This window comes from Actinosynnema sp. NPDC004786 (assembly GCF_053601135.1).
In genome coordinates this window covers 47639-66593 of the sequence record NZ_JBSGBG010000006.1, presented here as the reverse complement: position 1 = coordinate 66593, position 18955 = coordinate 47639, and the positions used below count along the sequence as shown (strand labels likewise).

The window sequence follows — 18955 nt, the reverse complement described above, 5'->3', positions numbered from 1 at the left end:
TCACCCCGTCGGTGGCGCGCCGTTGCCGATCGGGTTGGGCGGCTCGTTCTCGTCCGACGTGGTCGTGCCGGTCGGGCAGCCGACGATGCCGCACGGCCGGGTCGGCCGGGTCGGGGTCGTCGTCGTGGTCGACTGCCGCGTCGGCTCGGTGGTCGTCGGCGGGTTGTCGCGGTTCTCGTCTTCCTTGGGGGTGGTCGTGGTGGGCGGCGCGGTGGTCGTCGGCTTGGGGTTGTCGAACTGGTACAGCTTCCGGGCCTTCGGGAACGGCTCCGGCGGAGTGCCCTCCAGGGCTTTGTCCATGAACTTCTTCCAGATCTGACCCGGCAGGCCACCACCGAAGACGGGGTTGCCCTTGGCGTCCTTCAACGCCACGTTGCCCTCGTCGCGACCCACCCACACCGACGCGGACAGCGACGGCGTGTAGCCGACCATCCACGCCTTCGAGTTCTGGCTGGCGTCGTCGGGCAGCTCGTGGGTGCCGGTCTTGCCCGCGCACTCGCGACCCGCGCACGGGATCTTCGAGTAGGTCAGCACCGGCTTGAGCGACTCGGTGACGTTGTCGGCGATGTCCTGGTTCATCTGCGGGTCCGGGTCGAACGCCTGCCGCGACACGTCGACGTGCTGGTAGACCGCCTTGCCCTCGGAGTTGGTGATCTTCGAGATGAAGAACGGCTCGTGGTAGATGCCCCGGGCCGCGAACGTGGCGTAGGCCGAGGCCATGTCGAACGGCCGGACCTGCGCCTCGCCGCCGCCGATGGCGATACCGACGTTCGGCGCGCCGCCGTTCTCGTTGACCAGCAGGTCCTTCTTCGTGCCCTGCACCTCGACCGACTTCGGGATGCCCGCCGCGTGGGCGGCGTCGGCGACCGGCTGGGTGCCGATCTCGATCACCATCTCGTAGAACACGGTGTTGAGCGACATCCGCATCGCCTCGCGGATGGGGCACTTCTCACCGCACGAGTTCGACGGGTCGGAGGCGTTGCGGATCGTGATGCTGGTGCCGCCGAGGTCGAACTTCTTCGGCGAGCGGCCGTCGTAGGTCGAGCCGAGGCCCTTGCCCGCCTTCAGCGCCGCCACCAGGTCGAACGGCTTGAACGACGAGCCGGCCTCCTGGAGCGTGTTGCGGGCGTAGTCCAGGCCCGTGCCGTCCTCGCCCGCGTAGTACGCCAGCACCGCGCCGGTCTGCGGGTCGATCGCGCTGAGCGAGGACCGCAGCTCCTTGGGCTGCGGGCCCATGATCTCGCGCACCGCGTCCTCGGCCGCCTGCTGCTTCGGCGGGTCGATCGTGGTGTGGACGGTCACGCCGAGCTGCTGGGACTTCTCCTGGCCCCAGTTGACCTTCTCCGACTCCATCTCCTGCAGGACCTGCTCGCGGATGTGCAGGCGCGGACCGCTCAGGCCCGACTTCTCGGTGATGTCGATCGGCACCGCGACCGGCTCCGTCGTCCGGTACTGCTGGTCGATCCAGCCGAAGTTGAGCAGCTGGTTCATCACGTAGTTCCAGCGGTCCTCCCGGTAGGTCGGGTTCTCCGACTTGCCGGGGTTCTGGATCATGCCCGCGAGCAGCGCGGCCTGGGAGTAGGTGACCTGGTTCAGGTCGTCCAGGCCGAAGTACTCCTTGACCGCGGTCTTGATGCCGTAGGCGGACCGCCCGAAGTAGATCGTGTTCAGGTAGGCGGTCATGATCGCGTCCTTGTCCTGCTGCTGGGACATCTTGTACGCGATGACCATCTCGTTGAACTTGCGGCTGATCGTCTCCTGGTCCTTGTCCGTGGCCTTCTTCACGTACTGCTGGGTCAGGCCGGAGCCGCCGGACTCGCGGTCGGTCACCTGGTACCACGCCGCGCGGGCGATGGACCGCAGGTCGAAACCCGGGTTCGTCTCGAACGTCGGGTCCTCGGCGGCCATGATCGCGTGCTTGATCGTGTCCGGGATGTCCTCGGCCTTGACCAGGGTGCGGTTCGCGCCGTCCGGGGCGATCTTGGCCATCTCCGTGCCGTCGGCGTAGAGGATGGTGATCGCCTTGTTCTGGTCGGCCGCGACGGCCTCCGGGTTCGGCACCTCGACGACCTGGTACGCGATGGCGAACGCGACGACGGGGGCCAGCAGCATCAGCCCGAAGGCCACGTAGGCGGTGCGGCGCACGCGGCGCCAGAGCTTCTTGCGGCGCACGGCGCGGGCCTCCTCCTCGGTCAGCTCCTCGTCGTACTCGTCGTCGTAGAACGGCTCCAGCTCGACCTCGTCCTCGCGGTGGGTCAGCAGCTCGGGCTCGCGCGGCGTGGTCTGGTAGACCGGCGGCAACAGGTCCGTCGGTTCCTCGCCGGGGCGCCGGGGCGGCTGGCCGCCGGGTCCCCCGGGTCGGCGCGGACCACCGGGTCCGCCCACGGGCGGCCGGCCGCCGGGCGGCACCGGGCCGCCGGGACCGCCGGGTCGGCGCAGGCCGCCGGGAGGGGTGTTCGGCCGCTGGGGCGGTCCGCCGGGCACGCTGCCGGCGGCCGCCGGGCCGTCGGGCACGCCGGGTCGTCCGCCGGGACCGGTCGGCGGGCCGCCGGGCCGGCCACCCGGCACGGGACCGCCGGGACCGCCTTGGCCCACCGGGCCGCCGGGTCCCACCGGGCCGTTGGGCCCGACCATCCGGCGCGGGGGCGGGCCGCCCCGGGGGATGCCGCCGGGTGGGGTGCCCGGTCGGGCGAACCCCCCGGGCGGGGTGCCCTGTCGCGGGCCGGGGCCGTCCATCGGAGCGCGCGCGAAACCACCTGGCGGGGTGTTCGGACGCTCCGGCTGATCCCCGACGCCGTGGCGCGGTGGGTGGCCGCCGCCGTCCGGGTCCTCCCCGGTCGGCCATTGCGGCTCCGCGCCACGATGCCTGTCGTCATGCTGGTCGTTCACGAAATGGCCTCCCAGACCGGCGTGCGGGTGCACGCGGTTCGGTGGTCGTACGCCGCTGCTCCTCGCCGGAGCGGCGCCCGTGGCCGGAGCAGTGTCACTCCGCCGCGGTCCTCCTGCGCGGCTTGCCAGAGTTCAGGCCACGCGTTCCCAGGACGTATGACTGCACCAGGTGGTTCCAACTACATGTGCGGCAAACCTCGACCACGTACACGGTGAACTCCTCGTAGAGGGTCGCCATGCGGGCCAGCTCATCGACGGTGCGCGCGGACCCGGCCGCGTGCTTGAGCTCGTCGCCGTAGACCCAGGACACGAGGGTGAGCGGCTCCTTGCGGCACACCGGGCACGTCACGTCGCTCGGCCGGCCGTGGAACTTCGCAGCTCGCAGCAGGTACGGGCTCGCGTCGCAGACCTCCATCGTGCCCACTCGGCCCGCGTAGACCTCCGCCAGCAGCGCACGGCGCTGCAAGGCGTAGTCCACGACCTGGCGTTGGGTCGACACGACGACCAGAGTACGTGCCGCCCCAAGCTCCTCGATGGGCCGTTCAGGGCAGTGGCCCGAAGGCAGGGGTGGCTGTGTGCCACACGACACCGCATCGGCATGCGCGGATGTATCGCACCGATATACTGACGACACCCATCGGCGCTCACTGGAGCGGAGGTGCCCCGTGCTGGAGTTCGCGGTGCTCGGCCTGCTGCACGAAGCGCCCATGCACGGCTACGAGCTGCGCAAACGCTTGCACGAGCTGCTGGGGGCGTTCCGCGCGTTCTCCTACGGGACGCTGTACCCCACGTTGCGCAAGCTGCAACGCAGCGGCCTCATCGTCGAGGAAGTGCCCGAGGACGACTCGGCCCGCTGGGGCCGCCGGGCGCGCAAGGTGTACAAGCTCACCGCCGAGGGCAAGGAGAGGTTCGCCGAACTACTGGCCAACGCCGGTCCCCAGACATGGGACGACGACTCGTTCGGCGTCCACCTGGCGTTCTTCTCCCGGACCCCGGCAGAGATCAGGATGCGCATCCTCGAAGGACGCAGGCGCCGCGTCGAGGAGCGCCGCGAAGGTCTGCGCACCTCGTTATCGGCTACCAGCGAGCGCATCGACCGGTACACCCGGGAGCTGCACCGGCTCGGGCTGGAGAGCACCGAGCGCGAGGTGCGGTGGTTGAACGAGCTGATCGCCCACGAGCAGGCCGAACAGCGCGAGCGGGACCACTAACCCCCCGAATACAGCACGGAAGAACTAAGGAGGACTCGGCATGGGCGACAACCGCCGCACTGTTCGAGTGGCCATCGTCGGGGTCGGCAACTGCGCGGCGTCGCTGGTGCAGGGCGTCCACTACTACCGCGACGCGGACCCGGGCACGCGCGTGCCCGGTCTGATGCACGTGCGGTTCGGTGAGTACCACGTGGGCGACATCGAGTTCGTCGCCGCGTTCGACGTGGACGCCAAGAAGGTCGGCACCGACCTGTCCGAGGCCATCGGGGCGAGCGAGAACAACACGATCAAGATCGCCGACGTGCCGCCGCTCGGCGTCACCGTGCAGCGCGGGCACACGCTCGACGGCCTCGGCCGGTTCTACCGGGAGACCATCGAGGAGTCCGACGAGCAACCGGTGGACGTGGCGCAGGCGCTGCGCGACGCCGAGGCCGACGTGCTGGTGTCGTACCTGCCGGTCGGCTCGGAGGAGGCGGACCGCTTCTACGCGCAGGCCGCGATCGACGCCGGGGTGGCGTTCGTCAACGCCCTGCCGGTGTTCATCGCCTCCGACCCGGAGTGGGCGGAGAAGTTCCGCGCGGCCGGCGTGCCGATCGTCGGCGACGACATCAAGTCCCAGGTCGGCGCGACCATCACGCACCGCGTGCTGGCCAAGCTGTTCGAGGACCGCGGCGTGCAGCTCGACCGCACGATGCAGCTCAACGTGGGCGGGAACATGGACTTCCTGAACATGAAGGAGCTGGAGCGGCTGGAGTCCAAGAAGGTCTCCAAGACCCAGGCGGTGACCTCGCAGGTCGACCGCGACCTGGGCAAGCGCAACGTCCACATCGGCCCGTCCGACTACGTGGCGTGGCTGGACGACCGCAAGTGGGCGTACGTGCGGCTGGAGGGCCGGGCGTTCGGCGACGTGCCGCTGAACCTGGAGTACAAGCTCGAGGTGTGGGACTCGCCGAACTCGGCGGGCATCATCATCGACGCGGTGCGCGCCGCGAAGATCGCCCTCGACCGGGGGATCGGCGGCCCGATCCTGTCGGCGTCGTCGTACTTCATGAAGTCCCCGCCGGTGCAGTACTCGGACTCCGAGGCGCACGAGGCGGTCGAGGCGTTCATCCGCGGCGACGTGGAGCGCTGAGCGAGCGGGGCGAACCCCCTGCGCCCGGCCGGGCGCAGGGGGTTCAGCGCTTCGAGAGCCGCAGCGACCGCCACGACCCGTCGGCCGTCCACCCGCCGTCCACCGGCAGGGCGACGCCGTTGACGAAGCCGCTGCGGGCCGGGTCGGCCAGGAAGGCGACGGCCTGCGCGATGTCGTCGGGGGTGGCGAACCGGCCCATGGGCACGTGGTCGGTGATGTCCTCGTCGTCGTAGTGCCCGCCGGCCTGCGACTCGACGTCCATCTCGGTCTTCACCCAACCGGGGCACACCGCGTTCACCCGGACCCCGCGCCCGCCCCACTCCACGGCGAGCGTGCGCGTCATCCCGATCAGCCCGTGCTTGGTGGTGTTGTACGCGGCCCGGTCCGCGACCCCGCGCAACCCGGCCACGGACGCGATGTTGACCACCGACCCCCGGCCGCGCGCGAGCATCGCCCGGCCGAGCGCCCGCGTGAGCAGGAACGGCCCGGTCAGGTTGACCGCCAGGACCCGCTGCCACTGGTCCAGCGACGTGTCCTCGAACGGCACGATCGTCGCGATGCCGGCGTTGTTGACCAGCACGTCGACCCTCTCCCCGACCCGCTCGGCGAGCCGGGCCACGTCGTCGGGCGACGACACGTCGCCCACCACCCCGCCCTCGGTCTCCACGAGGTCGAACCCGACCACCTCGTACCCGTTCTCGCGCAACACCCGCGCCACCCGGGCGCCGATCCCCCGCGCCGCACCCGTGACCACCGCGACTCGTCGTTCCATGGTGGGCACGTTAGGCGGTGGCCAGCGCCGCGGGGAGGTCGGCGAGCCGCGGCAGGACCGTGACGTGCGCCAGCACGGCCGGGTCCGGCGGGAAGTGGGGGTTCGGCACGGCGTAGACGGTCATGCCGGCGGCCAGGGCGGCGCGCAGGCCGTTGGTCGAGTCCTCGACCGCCGCGCTGCGGGCCGGGTCGACGCCGAGCTTCGAGGCGGCCAGGAGGTAGACGTCGGGGGCGGGCTTGCCGGCGCCGGCCTGCTCGCTGGAGATCGCCACCGGGACGACGTCGGTCAGGTCGGTGGCCGCGAGGAACGACTTGATCAGCACCGGCGGCGAGGAGCTGGCGATGGCCACCGGGCGCCGGGCCGCCACCTCGCGCACCACCTCGACCGCGTCCGGCAGTACGGGCGGCCCCTCCGCGTAGCGCTCGGCCATCTCGCCGATCACGCCCGCCGCCGCCTCGGCCGGGGTCAGGCGGACGCCCACCTCGGTCACCAGGTACGTCGCCCACTCGGGTGTGCTCATGCCCTGCATCGCCCGGGTCGCGGCGGGCAGCCACCTGCCGCCGTGCCGGGCGGCGAAGGCCTGCCGCACCTCGTCCCACATCCGCTCGGAGTCCACCAGCACGCCGTCGAGGTCGAACACCACCGCATCCACACCCCAGACCGTAGTGTGAGCGCACTTACTTAGCTACGCTAACCAAAATCGGTTAGGATGGCGAAGTGAAATTCCTCGACCAACCCCGTCAGGTGTGGGTCACGGCGTTCGCCGCGGTGATCGCGTTCATGGGCATCGGGCTCGTCGACCCCATCCTGCTGTCGATCGCCGAAGGGCTGCACGCCACGCCGTCGCAGGTGACGCTGCTCTTCTCCTCCTACCTGGGCGTCCAGGTCGTGGCCATGCTGTTCACCGGCGTCGCCTCGGCCCGGTTCGGCGCGAAGCGCACGCTCGTCGGCGGCCTGGCGCTGATCGTGCTGGCCACCGCCCTCTGCGCGCTCGCCGGCAGCATCGGCCAACTCGTCGGCCTGCGCGCCGTCTGGGGCCTGGGCAACGCCTTCTTCATCGCCACCGCCCTGTCGGTCATCGTCGGCGCGGCCACCGGCGGCCAGAAGGGCGCGATCCTGCTCTACGAGGCCGCGCTGGGCCTGGGCCTGTCCGTGGGACCGCTGCTGGGCGCGCTGCTCGGCAGCTTCTCCTGGCGCGGGCCGTTCATCGGCACGGCGGTGCTCATGGCCATCGCCTTCATCCTCTGCTCGGCCTTCCTCGCCAACGACAAGCCGCAGCACGAGATCCGCCTCCTCGACCCGCTGCGCGCGCTGCGCCACCCCGGTCTGCTGCGCACCGCGGTCGGCTCCGCCCTCTACACCGGCGCGTTCTTCGCCGTGCTCGCCTGGTCGCCGTTCGTGCTCGGCTGGGGCGCGGTGGAGATCGGGCTGATCTTCTTCGGCTGGGGGGTGTGCGTCGCGGTGTCCAGCGTCTGGCTCGCGCCCCGCCTGGCCGACCGCTTCGGCGACCGCCGCACGACCGTCGTCGCGGTCCTCGCGTTCGCGGCGCTGATGCTGGTCATGGCCGTGCCGAACAAGCCGCTGCTGGTGGTCGCGGTGATCGTCAGCGGGGTCGTGTCCGGCCTGCTCAACACGCTGTTCACCAGCGCCGCGATGAGCGTCAGCCCGGCGCCGCGCCCGGTGGCGAGCGCGGGCTACAACTTCCTGCGCTGGCTCGGCGGCGCGCTGGCCGCCACGTTCGTCGGACACCTGGCCCAGCCGTTCGTGGTCGCGGCCGCCTGCTGCGCCCTGGCGGCCGGCCTGCTGGCCCTCGGCCGGACGTCCAGCCGCACCGTGCCCACCGAAGCGATCCTCGTCGGCGAGGAGCCGGTGGGTTAACAACCGGTGAACGCCGGCCTACGGTCGGTTGGTCCCGTACCGACCGTAGGAGGCGTGCGACGTGGTGCGACACCTGCCCCTGTTGGCCAACCACCCAGCCGGCCGCGCGGCCGTCACCTGCCGCTACCGCTGCGGTGACGCCTGCTTCCACGACGTGCCGAACACCTCGGGCAACCCGTACTTCGGCGACCTGGTCGACCGGCGCACCGCCCTCAAGGCCGGCGTGGTCGTCGCGGCGCTGGCGGGCGGCGCCGCCACCACCGCCACCACCGGCACGGCGGCCGCGGCCGGACCGGCTCCCCGCGGCCTGGACTTCGACCCCGTCGCACCGAACGCGCTCGACGCCGTCGTGGTCCCCGACGGCTACCGGCACGAAGTGGTGATCCGCTGGGGCGACCCGCTGTTCCCGGACGCCCCGGAGTTCGACTTCGACCACCAGACCGCCGCCGCGCAGGCCCGCCAGTTCGGCTACAACTGCGACTTCGCCGCGCTGCTGCCGCTCGACCCCACCGGTCGGGTGAACCTCCTGGTCACCAACCACGAGTACACCGGCGAGCCGTTCATGTTCCGCGGCTACGACGAGTCCCGGCCCACCCGCGAGCAGGTCGAGATCGCGTGGGCCGCGCACGGCCTGTCCGTGGTGCGGGTCGACCAGGCCCGCGACGGCCGCCTGACCCCCCGGTTCTCCCCCTACAACCGCCGCGTCACCGCGACCACGGAGTTCCGGGTCACCGGCCCGGCGGCGGGGTCGGACCTGCTCAAGACCTCCGCCGACCCGACCGGCACCCGCGTCCTGGGCACGCTCAACAACTGCGCGGGCGGCGTCACGCCGTGGGGCACGATCCTGTCCGGCGAGGAGAACTTCAACCAGTACTTCGCCAACGCCGACGCGCTCGCCGACCCGCGCCTCACCCGCTACGGCGTCACCGGCACGGAGACCACCCGGAAGTGGGAGCGGTTCGACCCCCGCTTCGACCTGGCGCGCGAGCCCCACGAGGTCAACCGGTTCGGGTGGGTGATCGAGCTGGACCCGACCGACCCGGGCTCCACGCCGGTCAAGCACACCGCGCTCGGCCGCTTCAAGCACGAGTGCGCCAACGTCCGCGTCGCCGCCGACGGCCGCGTGGTCGCCTACTCCGGCGACGACGAGCGGTTCGAGTACATCTACAAGTTCGTCTCCACCGGCCGGGTCCGCAAGGGCGACAGCAAGGCCGCCCGCCGGCACAACATGACCCTGCTGGACGACGGCACGCTCTACGTGGCCCGCTTCACCGGCGACAGCCCGGCCTCCGAGATCGACGGCACCGGCACGCTGCCCGCCGACGGGAAGTTCGACGGGCGCGGCGAGTGGGTCCCGCTGGCGAGCGGCGACCGGTCGTTCGTGCCGGGCATGAGCGCCGAGGAGGTCTACGTCTTCACCCGGCTCGCGGCCGACCGGGTCGGCGCCACCAAGATGGACCGCCCCGAGGACATCCAGACCCACCCGCGCACCGGTGTCGTCTACTGCGCGCTCAGCAACAACGTCGACCGCGGCAAGGCCGGCAAGGAAGGCCCCACCGAGCCGAACCCGCGGGTGAACAACAAGCACGGCCAGGTGCTGGAGCTGACCGAGCGCGGCGGCGACCCCCTCGCGCTCGCGTTCACCTGGAACCTCATGCTGGTGTGCGGCGACCCGGCGTCCCCGGACACCTACTTCGCGGGCTACGACAAGACCCGCGTGTCCCCGATCTCCAGCCCGGACAACGTCGCGTTCGACCGGCACGGCAACCTGTGGATCTCCAGCGACTCGGCCGGCGCGCTCGGCGGGCACAACGACGGCCTGTACGCGGTGCCGGTGTCCGGGCCGGAGCGCGGTCACCTCAAGGCGTTCCTCACCGTGCCGCGCGGTGCGGAGACGTGCGGGCCGGTGATCGGCGAGCGGGTCGTCACGGTGTGCGTGCAGCACCCCGGCGAGGTGGACGGCGCGAGCGCGGACAACCCCGCCTCGCACTGGCCCGACGGCGGCGACTCGCAGCCGCGGCCCTCGGTCGTCGCGGTGTGGCGGGAGGGGCGGCGCATCGGCGAATGACCTCCTCGGTCGCGGTGCGCGACGGGTCGGCGACCCGCGGTGCGACCAGGCCGTGCCGGATCGGCGCCGGTCGAGGTGTTCGCCTCTCGTTCACCTCGAAGTCCGCTGGATGAGGAGTTGCCCTCTTACGGTCGCCCGGTTCCCACTGAGCGATCCCGGAGGTCCGCGTGTCCTCGTCCACCGATCGGGGCAGGCGCCTGTTGCCCCTGCTGCCCAACCACCCCCTCGGGCGGTCGGCGATCACCTGCAAGTACCGCTGTGGCGACGCGTGCGCGCACGAGGCGCCCAACACGTCCGCCAACTCCTACTTCGGTGACGTCGTCAGCGAGGTCGTGCGTCGGCGCGGCCTGCTCAAGGCGGGCGCCGTGCTCGCCGTCGCGGGCGCGGGTGTCGGGCTCGTCGGTGCCGGCACGGCCGCCGCCAAGCCCGCGGTCGAGATCGACGTCGACCTCGGCGGCGGCCGTCGCCGGGACGGCCTGAACTTCGCCGCCGTCGCGCCCAACACCGAGGACCGCCTGGTCGCGCCCGAGGGCTACGACCAGGGCGTCGTGCTGCGCTGGGGCGACCCGGTGGTGCCCGGCGCGCCCGCGTTCGACTTCGACCGGCAGACCGCGGCGGCGCAGGCGAAGCAGTTCGGCTACAACTGCGACTTCCTCGGCCTGGTGCCGCTCGGCGGCCACGACGAGTGGCTGCTCGTGGCCAACCACGAGTACACGACCGAGGAGTTCCTGTTCAAGGACTGGAACCCCGACAACCCCACCCGCGAGCAGGTCGAGATCGCGTGGGCCGCGCACGGCCTGTCCGTCGTGCGGGTGGAGCGCGACCGGCGCAGCGGCAAGCTGCAGCCGAAGCAGGACCGGCGCTACAACCGCCGCATCACGGCGACGTCGGAGTTCAAGGTCACCGGCCCGGCGGCGGGCTCGGACCTGCTCAAGACCTCCGCCGACCGCACCGGCACGCGGGTGCTCGGCACGCTCAACAACTGCGCGGGCGGCGTCACGCCGTGGGGCACGATCCTGTCCGGCGAGGAGAACTTCAACCAGTACTTCGCCAACGCGGGCTCGGTCACCGACCCGGTGGTGAAGGCGCGGCTGTCCCGCTACGGCCTGTCCGGCGCGGCGTCCACCCGCAAGTGGGAGCGGTTCGACAAGCGCTTCGACGTGGCGCAGGAGCCCAACGAGGTCAACCGGTTCGGTTGGGTCGTCGAGATCGACCCCCTCGACCCGGACTCGACCCCGGTCAAGCACACCGCGCTGGGCCGGTTCAAGCACGAGGGCGCGAACGTGATCGTCGCCCGCGACGGCCGCGTGGTCGCGTACATGGGCGACGACGAGCGCTTCGACTACATGTACAAGTTCGTGTCCGACGAGAAGGTCAAGCCGGGCAACAGCAAGCACGCGCGTGAGCACAACAAGAAGCTGCTCGACAAGGGCACGCTGTACGTCGCGCGCTTCACCGGCGACAGCCCGGCCGCCGAGATCGACGGCACCGGCACGCTGCCCGCCGACGGCGAGTTCGACGGCTCGGGCGAGTGGATCCCGCTGGCGAGCGGCAACCGGTCGTTCGTGCCCGGCTTCACCGCCGAGGAGGTCTACATCTTCACCCGGCTCGCGGCGGACAAGGTCGGCGCGACCAAGATGGACCGCCCGGAGGACGTCGAGCCGAACCCGCGCAACCGCCGGGTGTACGCGGCGCTGACCAACAACACCGACCGCGGCAAGGCGGGCAAGGAGGGCGCGACCGAGCCCAACCCGCGGCTGAACAACCGGCACGGGCACGTGCTGGAGCTGGAGGAGCGCCGCGGCGACAACACCGCCACGTCGTTCTCCTGGAAGCTGCTGCTGGTGTGCGGCGACCCGACGTCGCCCGACACGTACTTCGGCGGCTACGACAAGACCCAGGTCTCGCCGATCTCGTGCCCGGACAACGTGGCGTTCGACTCGCGGGGCAACCTGTGGATCTCCACCGACGGCAACGCGCTGAAGTCCAACGACGGCCTCTTCGCGGTGCCGGTCGAGGGGCCGTACCGCGGTCGGGTGAAGCAGTTCCTCACCGTGCCGCGGGGCGCGGAGACGTGCGGCCCGGTGATCGAGGACGACTTCGTGCTCGTGGCCGTGCAGCACCCCGGCGAGATCGACGGCGCGTCGGCCGCCAACCCGCTGTCGCACTGGCCGGACGGCGGCGCCTCCCAGCCGCGCCCGTCCGTCGTCGCGGTGTGGAAGAAGGACAAGGGCCGCATCTGCGGCTGACCCGAGGTGGAGGGCTCGCGCCACCGCCGAGCCCTCCACACCTCGTGAGTCCAACCTTCAGAACGCGAGAGTCCAACGTTCGGAGCGCGAGAGTCCAACGTTCGGAGACCCTGAGTTCAACGCTCACGGCGAGCGGCAGGTGCCTGAGCGTTGAACTCACAGGTCGTGGAGGTTGGACTCACGCGCCGTGGAGGTTGGACTCTCGCGGCTCCGGGGTTGGGCTCACGCGGCGTGGGGGTAGGGCTCACGGGGATAGGGTCGGGGTATGAGTCGACCCGTCGCCCTGGTCACCGGTGCCTCGCGCGGCATCGGCGCGGCCGTCGCACGTGCCCTCGCGCCGACGCACGACCTGCTGCTCGGCGGGCGGGACGAGGCCGCGCTGGCCGGGCTCGCCGAGTCGCTCGGCTCCGCCCGGCCCTGGCCGGTGGAGCTGACCGACACCACCGCCCTGGCCGCCGCCGCGGCCGACCTCACCCGCCTGGACGTGCTCGTGCACAGCGCGGGCATCGCCGAACTCGGCCCCCTCGCCGAAGCCGACGCCGACGTCTGGCGCCGCACGCTCGACCTCAACGTCGTCGCCGTCGCCGAGCTGACCCGCCTGACCCTGCCGCTGCTGCGCGCCGCCCGCGGCCACGTGGTGCTGATCAACTCGGGCGCGGGCCTGCGCGCGAACGCCGACTGGGGCGTCTACGCCGCGAGCAAGTTCGCCCTCCGCGCCTACGCCGACGTCCTGCGCGCCGAGGAAGAGGACCTGCGCGTCACGTCCGTCCACCCCGGACGCGTCGACACGGACATGCAGCGCGGCGTCCGCGCCCAGGAGAGCGGCGACTACCAGCCGCACCTCTACCTGACCGCGGACTCCGTCGCCCGCGCCGTCGCCACCGCCGTGCACGCCGACGACGACGCCCACGTCACCGAGGTCGTCGTGCGCCCGAGGCCCCGACCGGTCCCGTGAAGGTGAACCCCAACGGGTGACGCCGGCGCGCTACCGGAGCCGCGCCGCCGCCTCCCGGACCCCGGCCTGGGCCTCACGCCGGTCCACGTTCGTGGTCTCGCCGTCGGCCACGACCTGCCTGCCCGCCACCCACACGTCCTTGACCCGCCGCGTGCCCGACGCCCACACCAGGTTGGCCAGCACCTGCTCGTCCGGCGCGTCCAACCCGGTGGCGAACGCCGGGTCGTCCACGTCCACGTGCACCACGTCGGCCCACCGACCGGGCTCCAGCGCGCCCAGGTCGTCCCGGCCCAACGCCGCCGCACCGCCGCGCGTGGCCAGCAGCAGCGCGTCCGCCGCCCGCAGCGCGGTCGCGTCGCCCGAGGTCACCCGCGCGAGCAGGGCCGCCAACCGGGCCTCCTCGAACAGGTCCAGGTCGTCGTTGGACGCCGGGCCGTCCGTGCCCAACCCGACCCGCACGCCCGCGTCCAGGTAGGACCGCAGCGGCGCGATGCCGGAGGCCAGCTTGGTGTTCGAGCCGGGGCAGTGCGCCACACCGACGCCGTGCCGGGCGTAGATCGCCACGTCCTCGGGCGACAGGTGCACGGAGTGCGCGGACAGCACCCGACCGCCCAGCACACCGGCCCGCTCCAGCAGCTTCGGCACGGACCCGTGCGACGCGCGCTGCTCCAGGTCCTCCTCCGCCGACTCGGCGACGTGCACCTGCACCAACGCGCCCCGGTCCCGCGCCTCGCCCGCGACCTCGCCCAGCGCCTCCGGCGACAGGATGTACGCCGAGTGCGGCCCGTAGCCCAGCTCGACCCGCTCGTCCGGCCCGAACCGCAGCCCGTCGGCGTCGATCCACCGGGTGATCTCGTCGGTCATCGGCCGCCACGGCATGCCGGGCAGGTCCATGATCGCCGCGCCGAACAGCACCCGCGACCCGGCCGCCAGCACCGCGTCCGCGAGCTGCTCGCCGTGGAAGTACATCTCCGCGCTCGTGGTCACGCCGTTGCGCAGCATCTCCACCGCGCCGAGCAGCATGCCGACGCGGATGTCCTCGGGCTTCATCTTCGCCTCGGCGGGCCACATCGCCTCGCGCAGCCAGCGCAGCAGCGGCAGGTCGCCGCCCATGCCGCGCAGGAGCACCATCGGGCTGTGCGCGTGCGCGTTCACCAGACCGGGTAGCAGGATCCCGCTCAACCGGCGGACCTCGCCGGTGAACTCCGGCGCGTCGGCCGCCGGGCCGACGTGCGTCACGCGGCCGTCGACCACGTCGACCACGGCGTCGCGCAGGACGGCGCAGGTGGGATCGCAGGGCAGGACCACTGGGGCGTGCAGGCGGAGCGACATGGGCCCGATCCTGCCGCACTCGTTCGAGCTACACACAACGTGGCGGCACTCGCCTGGCGAGGTAACCCGAACAGTGGGTTTGACCTTTTCGGGCGGTGTTCACCCGCCGAACGGACGTAATCTCCGGAACGTTGGGAGAGGTGGTCGTCCCGCTGATCCGGCGAAGGAGTGACTGGTGGCTCGTAACGGTGGAAGTGGTGGTCAATCCGGCGAACGGCGCGGCAAGGGTCAGCCCGCGGTGGCGGTCCTGCGCTCCGAGGCGGATTTCTCCGATCCGGGCCTGTCCCGGCAACGTCGTTGGCTCGCCCTGTTCCTGCTGGTGCACCTGGTCGACGAGCACGGCCGGATGGGCACCGCGTACCGGCGGGTGCTGCGCCGGGCGGCCCGAACACCCGGGCACTGGGCGCACGGGCGCTCGCTCGGCGCGGTGCGCGCCGAGCTGAACCGGTGGATCGGCCAGCACGCCCGGACCGAGAGCGTGCCGCCGTGGGAGCGGATCGCCGACCTGGTCCACGACGCCGTGCACCCGAAGCACGCGGCGCAGGTGCTGGCCACGGCGCGCCACCTGCACGGCCTGGTCACCGGCGAGGAGACCGGCGAACCGGCCCCGGCCTGGCTCGACCCGTCGGTGGACGACATCACCACCACGATGATCGGCGGCCCGGAATGGGCCCGCGGGCACGGCCTGCCCGTCCCGGAGGACACCCCCGCGGCCGACGACGCGACGCCCGACGCCGACGAGCGCGACCCGGAGTCGAGCGCGTACGAGATGCTGTGGACGATCGTCCGGGTGCACCGCGACGCGGAGGCGCGGATCGCCGAGCTGGAGCACCAGGTCCGCGAGCTGCACGCGGAGAACGCGCGGCTCTCCGGCGACGTCACCACCTGGCTCGGCGACTACCGGCCGAGCATCCCGGACCAGGACCGGGGCGCGCGCCCCCGGCGGCCCGTGGCCGACCGCCACCTCGCGCTGGAGGACCCGGCGCAGGCCTTCACCTACCCGCTGCCCGCGGAGCTGCCCGCGGCACGGCCCACCACGGGCTGACGCGTCACCGCACCACGGGCAGGGCGGCGCGCACCTCCCAACCGCCGCCGGCCCGGGTGCCGGCGTGGAACTCGCCGCCGAGCAGCTCGACCCGCTCGCGCATGCCCACCAACCCGTACCCGCCGGACCCGCCGACCGGCGCGGCCCGCTGCCGCCCGTCGTCGGCCACCACGACGTGCACCACGCCGTCGGACACCGACACCGACACGTCCACCGAGGACACGCCCTCGGCGTGCTTCCGCGCGTTGGTCAACGACTCCTGCACCAGCCGGAGCACGGAACGGCCCAGCGACGGCGGCACGGGCGCGGGCAGGTCGACGTGCAGCCGCACGGGCTGACCGGACCGCTCGACCACGCCGCGGACGTCGTCGGCCAGGTCGCTGGACGCGGTCGGCGCGTCCGCCTCGGCGCCGCGCAGCGTGCCGACCAGGCGGCGCATCTCGGCCAACGCCTCGTTGCCGCTGCGCACGATGACCGGCAGCGCCTCGCCCGCCGCCGCGGGCACGGCCTGGGCCGCCTGCGCGTGCACCACCATCCCGGTCACGTAGTGCGCGATCACGTCGTGCAGCTCGCGCGCCAGCGCCATGCGCTCGGCGTGCTGCGCCGCCGCGACCTCCGCCCGCACGGCGGTCGCGCGTTCCCGGTCGCGGGCGCGGAAGTACAACCCGGTGCCGACCGACAGCGCCAGCAGCACCGACCCGCCGAGGGCCTGCTGCCACGGACCCGGCCCGTCGTAGGTCCCCGGCCAGTACCGCGACCAGTAGTCCGGGCGCACGGCCTGCGAGACCCCGGCCACCACGACGAGCACGACCACCGCCACCGCGGCGCGCACCAGCGGCGCCTGCCGCACCACCACCGCGACGACCGCCATCACGGCCGCCGTCTCGGAGATCACCAGGCCGCTGACCAGCGGCACCACCGGCGCGACGTCCACCACCCGCAGCACCACCGAACTCGCGGCCACCGCCGTGGCGGCGGTCAGCGCGGCGTCGAACGGGCGCCTGGGCGCGAGCACGGCCAGCGCGCACACGACGGCCGAGCCGGGGAGCTGCCACCAGCGGGCCTCATCGAGCAGCTCGCCGCCGAGGAGGAAGAGCAGGGCGCAGGCCAGCGGCCACTGGCGGCGGAGCAGGGGCCGCCAGCCGAGGTGAGTGCTGTCCACGGGACCTCACCGTAGGTGCTCGGTGCGGCGCGCGCGTCCGACCCCGGTCGGGTGGGAGGTCAACCGACAGGCTGACCCGAACGCCTACCGAAACACACCAGTGGCCGATGTCGGATGACGAATTCGCGGGTGACTCTGGAGTGGCGAGTCGGGGAACAGGAGGAACGCCATGTTCGGAGTGGTCGCGACGTGGGCGGGCGCGGTGCTGGGCCTGCTGGTGCTGGTTTTGATGGCGTTGGCGGGTGTGCTGGTGGATTCGCAGCGCTGATCGGGCGGTTCCGGTTCAGCGTTCGACGCCTTCGACGCGCCGCCGGAGCAGTTCGGCGAGCCGTCCGGGCGAATGGGGTTGCGTCGTTTCCCCGGGGCCGGGGGAAAAGCGGCCGGGGCCGCCCGCGCGGGCACGTCGGGCGGCCCCGGGATCGAGTCGGAACGCGGGTCGGTTGCCGGCGTGGCGTTGGCGCGAGCGCAGCCACGACAACCGGTGCAGCGATTCGGCGTGGTGGTCGGTGATGGTGACGGCGGCGCGGTCGAACGAGTGCAGCACGGCGCGGTTCAGCTCCACCACGGCGCGGTCGCGCCACAGCGAGCGCTCGGTGGACGTGTCCAGGCCCAGGGCCTCGGCGACGGGGCGGGCCGCGCCGTAGGCGTTCTCGTCGGCCAGGCTCCGCGCGCCGATCTCGGAGCCGACGAACCACGAGTTGAACGGCGCGGCGGGGTAGGTGACGCCGCCGATGACCAGCCGCATGTTCGTGATCACGGGCACCGCGTGCCAGCGCAGGCCCAGCTCGCCGAACCACGGCAGGTCCGGGTGCTCGAGGCGCACCTCCTGCACCACGTCCGGCGGCACGGTGAACAGCTTCACGCCCTCGTGCGCGGTCTCCACCACCAGCGGCAGCAGGTCGAAGCGGCCCGGCGGCGCGGGCGGGCGCCAGCCCATGCCGCGCACGGCCTCGGTGAACTCGCGGTAGCGGCGGTCGCCGGAGCCGTCGCCGTAGCCCGCGTACCGGACCAGCTGCTCGTTCCAGACGCACGGGCCGGGCGCGGTCGGGGTGTCCGGCGCGAACACCGTGACCAGCGGCCGGATCTCGCCGCCGTTGGTGGCGAGCCGCAGGTGCTCGACGCACTCGGCCGCCACCGCGGCCGCGTTGCGGAACCCGCGCAGGTCGCGCACCTTGAGCCGGCGCCACGGCACGCCGCTGGTGCACCAGCCGGAGTCCCGCAGCGCGATCCGCGCGCCGTAGGCCAGCTCCTCGGTGGTGTGGCGGTAGGCGCCGGTGTCGGCGATCTCCTCCCGGACCCGCGCCAGGCGCGGCCCGACCGGTCCCGCCTCGGGGTGGGCGATGTGGAACATGCGGAGGAAGCCCTCCGCCGCGTCCACGTCGAACGTTATCGTTCCGTTGTCGACAAGGGTCACGGGCGGCAACCGTAGTTGCGCACCCGCGTCACTCGTCACTGCCAGACGGGGCACATCGGGTGATCGACAAACTGCACTCGATCCGGTGACGAAACCACTGGCAGTCGCCGCGTCGTCCGCGCGGAGCCGCGACTTTATGCCACGGTCAGGTGAGGTCGATCCGCTCGAACATCAGGTCGTGGCTGACCCGGTCCTCCTCGACCGCCCGCTGCTCGAACTTGGTCACCGGCCGCCAGTCCGGGCGCGGCGCCCACCCGTCGTACCGGTTGCGGAGCAGGGGCTCGGCGGAGCACACGCGCAGCATCTGCTCGGCGTACTCCTCCCAGTCGGTCGCCAGGTGCAGCGTGCCGCCGGGGCGCAGGCGCGTCGCGACCAGCCGCACGAACTCCGGTTGCACGAGCCGCCGCTTGTGGTGCTTCTTCTTCGGCCACGGGTCCGGGAAGTAGATGCGGACCTCGGCCAGCGAGTCCGGCTCGACGTGCCCGGAGAGCAGGTCGACCGCGTCACCGCGCAGGACCCGCAGGTTGGTCACGTCGAGCGCCTCGGCGCGCAGCAGCAGCTGCGCCAGGCCGGGCTTGTAGACCTCGACGGCCACGTAGTTGACGTCGGGGGCGGCGGCCACCAGCTGCGAGGTGGTCTCGCCCATCCCGGAACCGATCTCCAGCACCACGGGGGCCTCGCGGCCGAACCACTCCGCGAAGTGCACGGGACCGGCCGGGAGCGCCTTGACCTCTTGGCCCAAGCGCTCCCAGTGGCGGTCCCATGCGCGCTGCTGACCCACGGTCATCCGTTCGCCGCGTTGCACGTAGCTGACGACGGAACGGTGGTGCGGCGGTCGCTGGTGGCTG

15 protein-coding genes are annotated in these 18955 nt (G+C 72.5%); 7 read left to right on the top strand and 8 right to left on the bottom strand.

Features of this window, described 5'->3' with window-relative positions:
- Entirely contained in the window at positions 1-2514 is a 2514-nt protein-coding gene (locus ACWEFJ_RS07085) for a transglycosylase domain-containing protein (protein ID WP_449713202.1), read from the bottom strand.
- Between the two features lie 469 nt (positions 2515-2983).
- Positions 2984-3388, bottom strand: coding sequence for a DUF5318 domain-containing protein (locus tag ACWEFJ_RS07080; protein ID WP_378093068.1), 405 nt, complete (start codon positions 3386-3388; stop codon positions 2984-2986).
- Positions 3389-3554: 166 nt separating this feature from the next.
- On the opposite strand from ACWEFJ_RS07080, the gene ACWEFJ_RS07075 reads away from it, so the two are divergent.
- Both ACWEFJ_RS07075 and ACWEFJ_RS07070 read left to right on the top strand, forming a co-directional pair.
- Positions 3555-4100: a PadR family transcriptional regulator gene (locus tag ACWEFJ_RS07075; protein WP_378093066.1), complete on the top strand. Its 546-nt coding sequence runs from the start codon at positions 3555-3557 to the stop codon at positions 4098-4100.
- A gap of 40 nt (positions 4101-4140) precedes the next feature.
- Positions 4141-5232, top strand: coding sequence for an inositol-3-phosphate synthase (locus ACWEFJ_RS07070; RefSeq protein ID WP_378093064.1), 1092 nt, complete (start codon positions 4141-4143; stop codon positions 5230-5232).
- 43 nt (positions 5233-5275) lie between these two features.
- On the opposite strand, the gene ACWEFJ_RS07065 is transcribed toward ACWEFJ_RS07070, so the two are convergent.
- Complete coding sequence (locus tag ACWEFJ_RS07065; RefSeq protein ID WP_449713201.1) at positions 5276-6004, bottom strand: SDR family NAD(P)-dependent oxidoreductase; 729 nt, start codon at positions 6002-6004, stop codon at positions 5276-5278.
- Between the two features lie 10 nt (positions 6005-6014).
- Complete coding sequence (locus ACWEFJ_RS07060; RefSeq protein WP_378093060.1) at positions 6015-6656, bottom strand: HAD family hydrolase; 642 nt, start codon at positions 6654-6656, stop codon at positions 6015-6017.
- A gap of 65 nt (positions 6657-6721) precedes the next feature.
- On the opposite strand from ACWEFJ_RS07060, the gene ACWEFJ_RS07055 reads away from it, so the two are divergent.
- The 4 genes from ACWEFJ_RS07055 to ACWEFJ_RS07040 all read left to right on the top strand — a co-directional run bounded on the left by ACWEFJ_RS07055 (position 6722) and on the right by ACWEFJ_RS07040 (position 13154).
- Positions 6722-7882 carry an MFS transporter gene (locus ACWEFJ_RS07055; protein ID WP_449713200.1) on the top strand — a complete coding sequence of 387 codons (1161 nt, stop codon included), beginning with the start codon at positions 6722-6724 and terminating at the stop codon, positions 7880-7882.
- A 64-nt stretch (positions 7883-7946) separates the two neighbouring features.
- On the top strand, positions 7947-9950 hold the full coding sequence (locus ACWEFJ_RS07050; protein WP_449713265.1) for a PhoX family protein: 2004 nt from the start codon (positions 7947-7949) through the stop codon (positions 9948-9950).
- 167 nt (positions 9951-10117) lie between these two features.
- Positions 10118-12199 carry a PhoX family protein gene (locus ACWEFJ_RS07045; RefSeq protein WP_449713199.1) on the top strand — a complete coding sequence of 694 codons (2082 nt, stop codon included), beginning with the start codon at positions 10118-10120 and terminating at the stop codon, positions 12197-12199.
- A 265-nt stretch (positions 12200-12464) separates the two neighbouring features.
- Positions 12465-13154 carry an SDR family oxidoreductase gene (locus ACWEFJ_RS07040; RefSeq protein WP_449713198.1) on the top strand — a complete coding sequence of 230 codons (690 nt, stop codon included), beginning with the start codon at positions 12465-12467 and terminating at the stop codon, positions 13152-13154.
- Positions 13155-13184: 30 nt separating this feature from the next.
- Here ACWEFJ_RS07040 and ACWEFJ_RS07035 read toward each other — a convergent pair whose 3' ends face one another.
- Positions 13185-14486, bottom strand: coding sequence for an amidohydrolase family protein (locus tag ACWEFJ_RS07035; RefSeq protein WP_378098135.1), 1302 nt, complete (start codon positions 14484-14486; stop codon positions 13185-13187).
- 175 nt (positions 14487-14661) lie between these two features.
- Between ACWEFJ_RS07035 and ACWEFJ_RS07030 the strand changes: the two genes are divergently transcribed.
- Positions 14662-15531 carry a hypothetical protein gene (locus ACWEFJ_RS07030; RefSeq protein WP_378098132.1) on the top strand — a complete coding sequence of 290 codons (870 nt, stop codon included), beginning with the start codon at positions 14662-14664 and terminating at the stop codon, positions 15529-15531.
- Between the two features lie 4 nt (positions 15532-15535).
- Here the strand turns inward: ACWEFJ_RS07030 and ACWEFJ_RS07025 are convergent, their stop codons facing one another.
- From ACWEFJ_RS07025 to trmB, 3 genes are all read right to left on the bottom strand, one after another.
- On the bottom strand, positions 15536-16693 hold the full coding sequence (locus tag ACWEFJ_RS07025; RefSeq protein WP_449713197.1) for a sensor histidine kinase: 1158 nt from the start codon (positions 16691-16693) through the stop codon (positions 15536-15538).
- Positions 16694-16976: 283 nt separating this feature from the next.
- Entirely contained in the window at positions 16977-18107 is a 1131-nt protein-coding gene (locus tag ACWEFJ_RS07020) for a nitric oxide synthase oxygenase (RefSeq protein WP_449713196.1), read from the bottom strand.
- 145 nt (positions 18108-18252) lie between these two features.
- Positions 18253-18894: a tRNA (guanosine(46)-N7)-methyltransferase TrmB gene (gene trmB / locus ACWEFJ_RS07015; RefSeq protein WP_378084008.1), complete on the bottom strand. Its 642-nt coding sequence runs from the start codon at positions 18892-18894 to the stop codon at positions 18253-18255.
- Between the last annotated feature and the right edge of the window lie 61 nt (positions 18895-18955).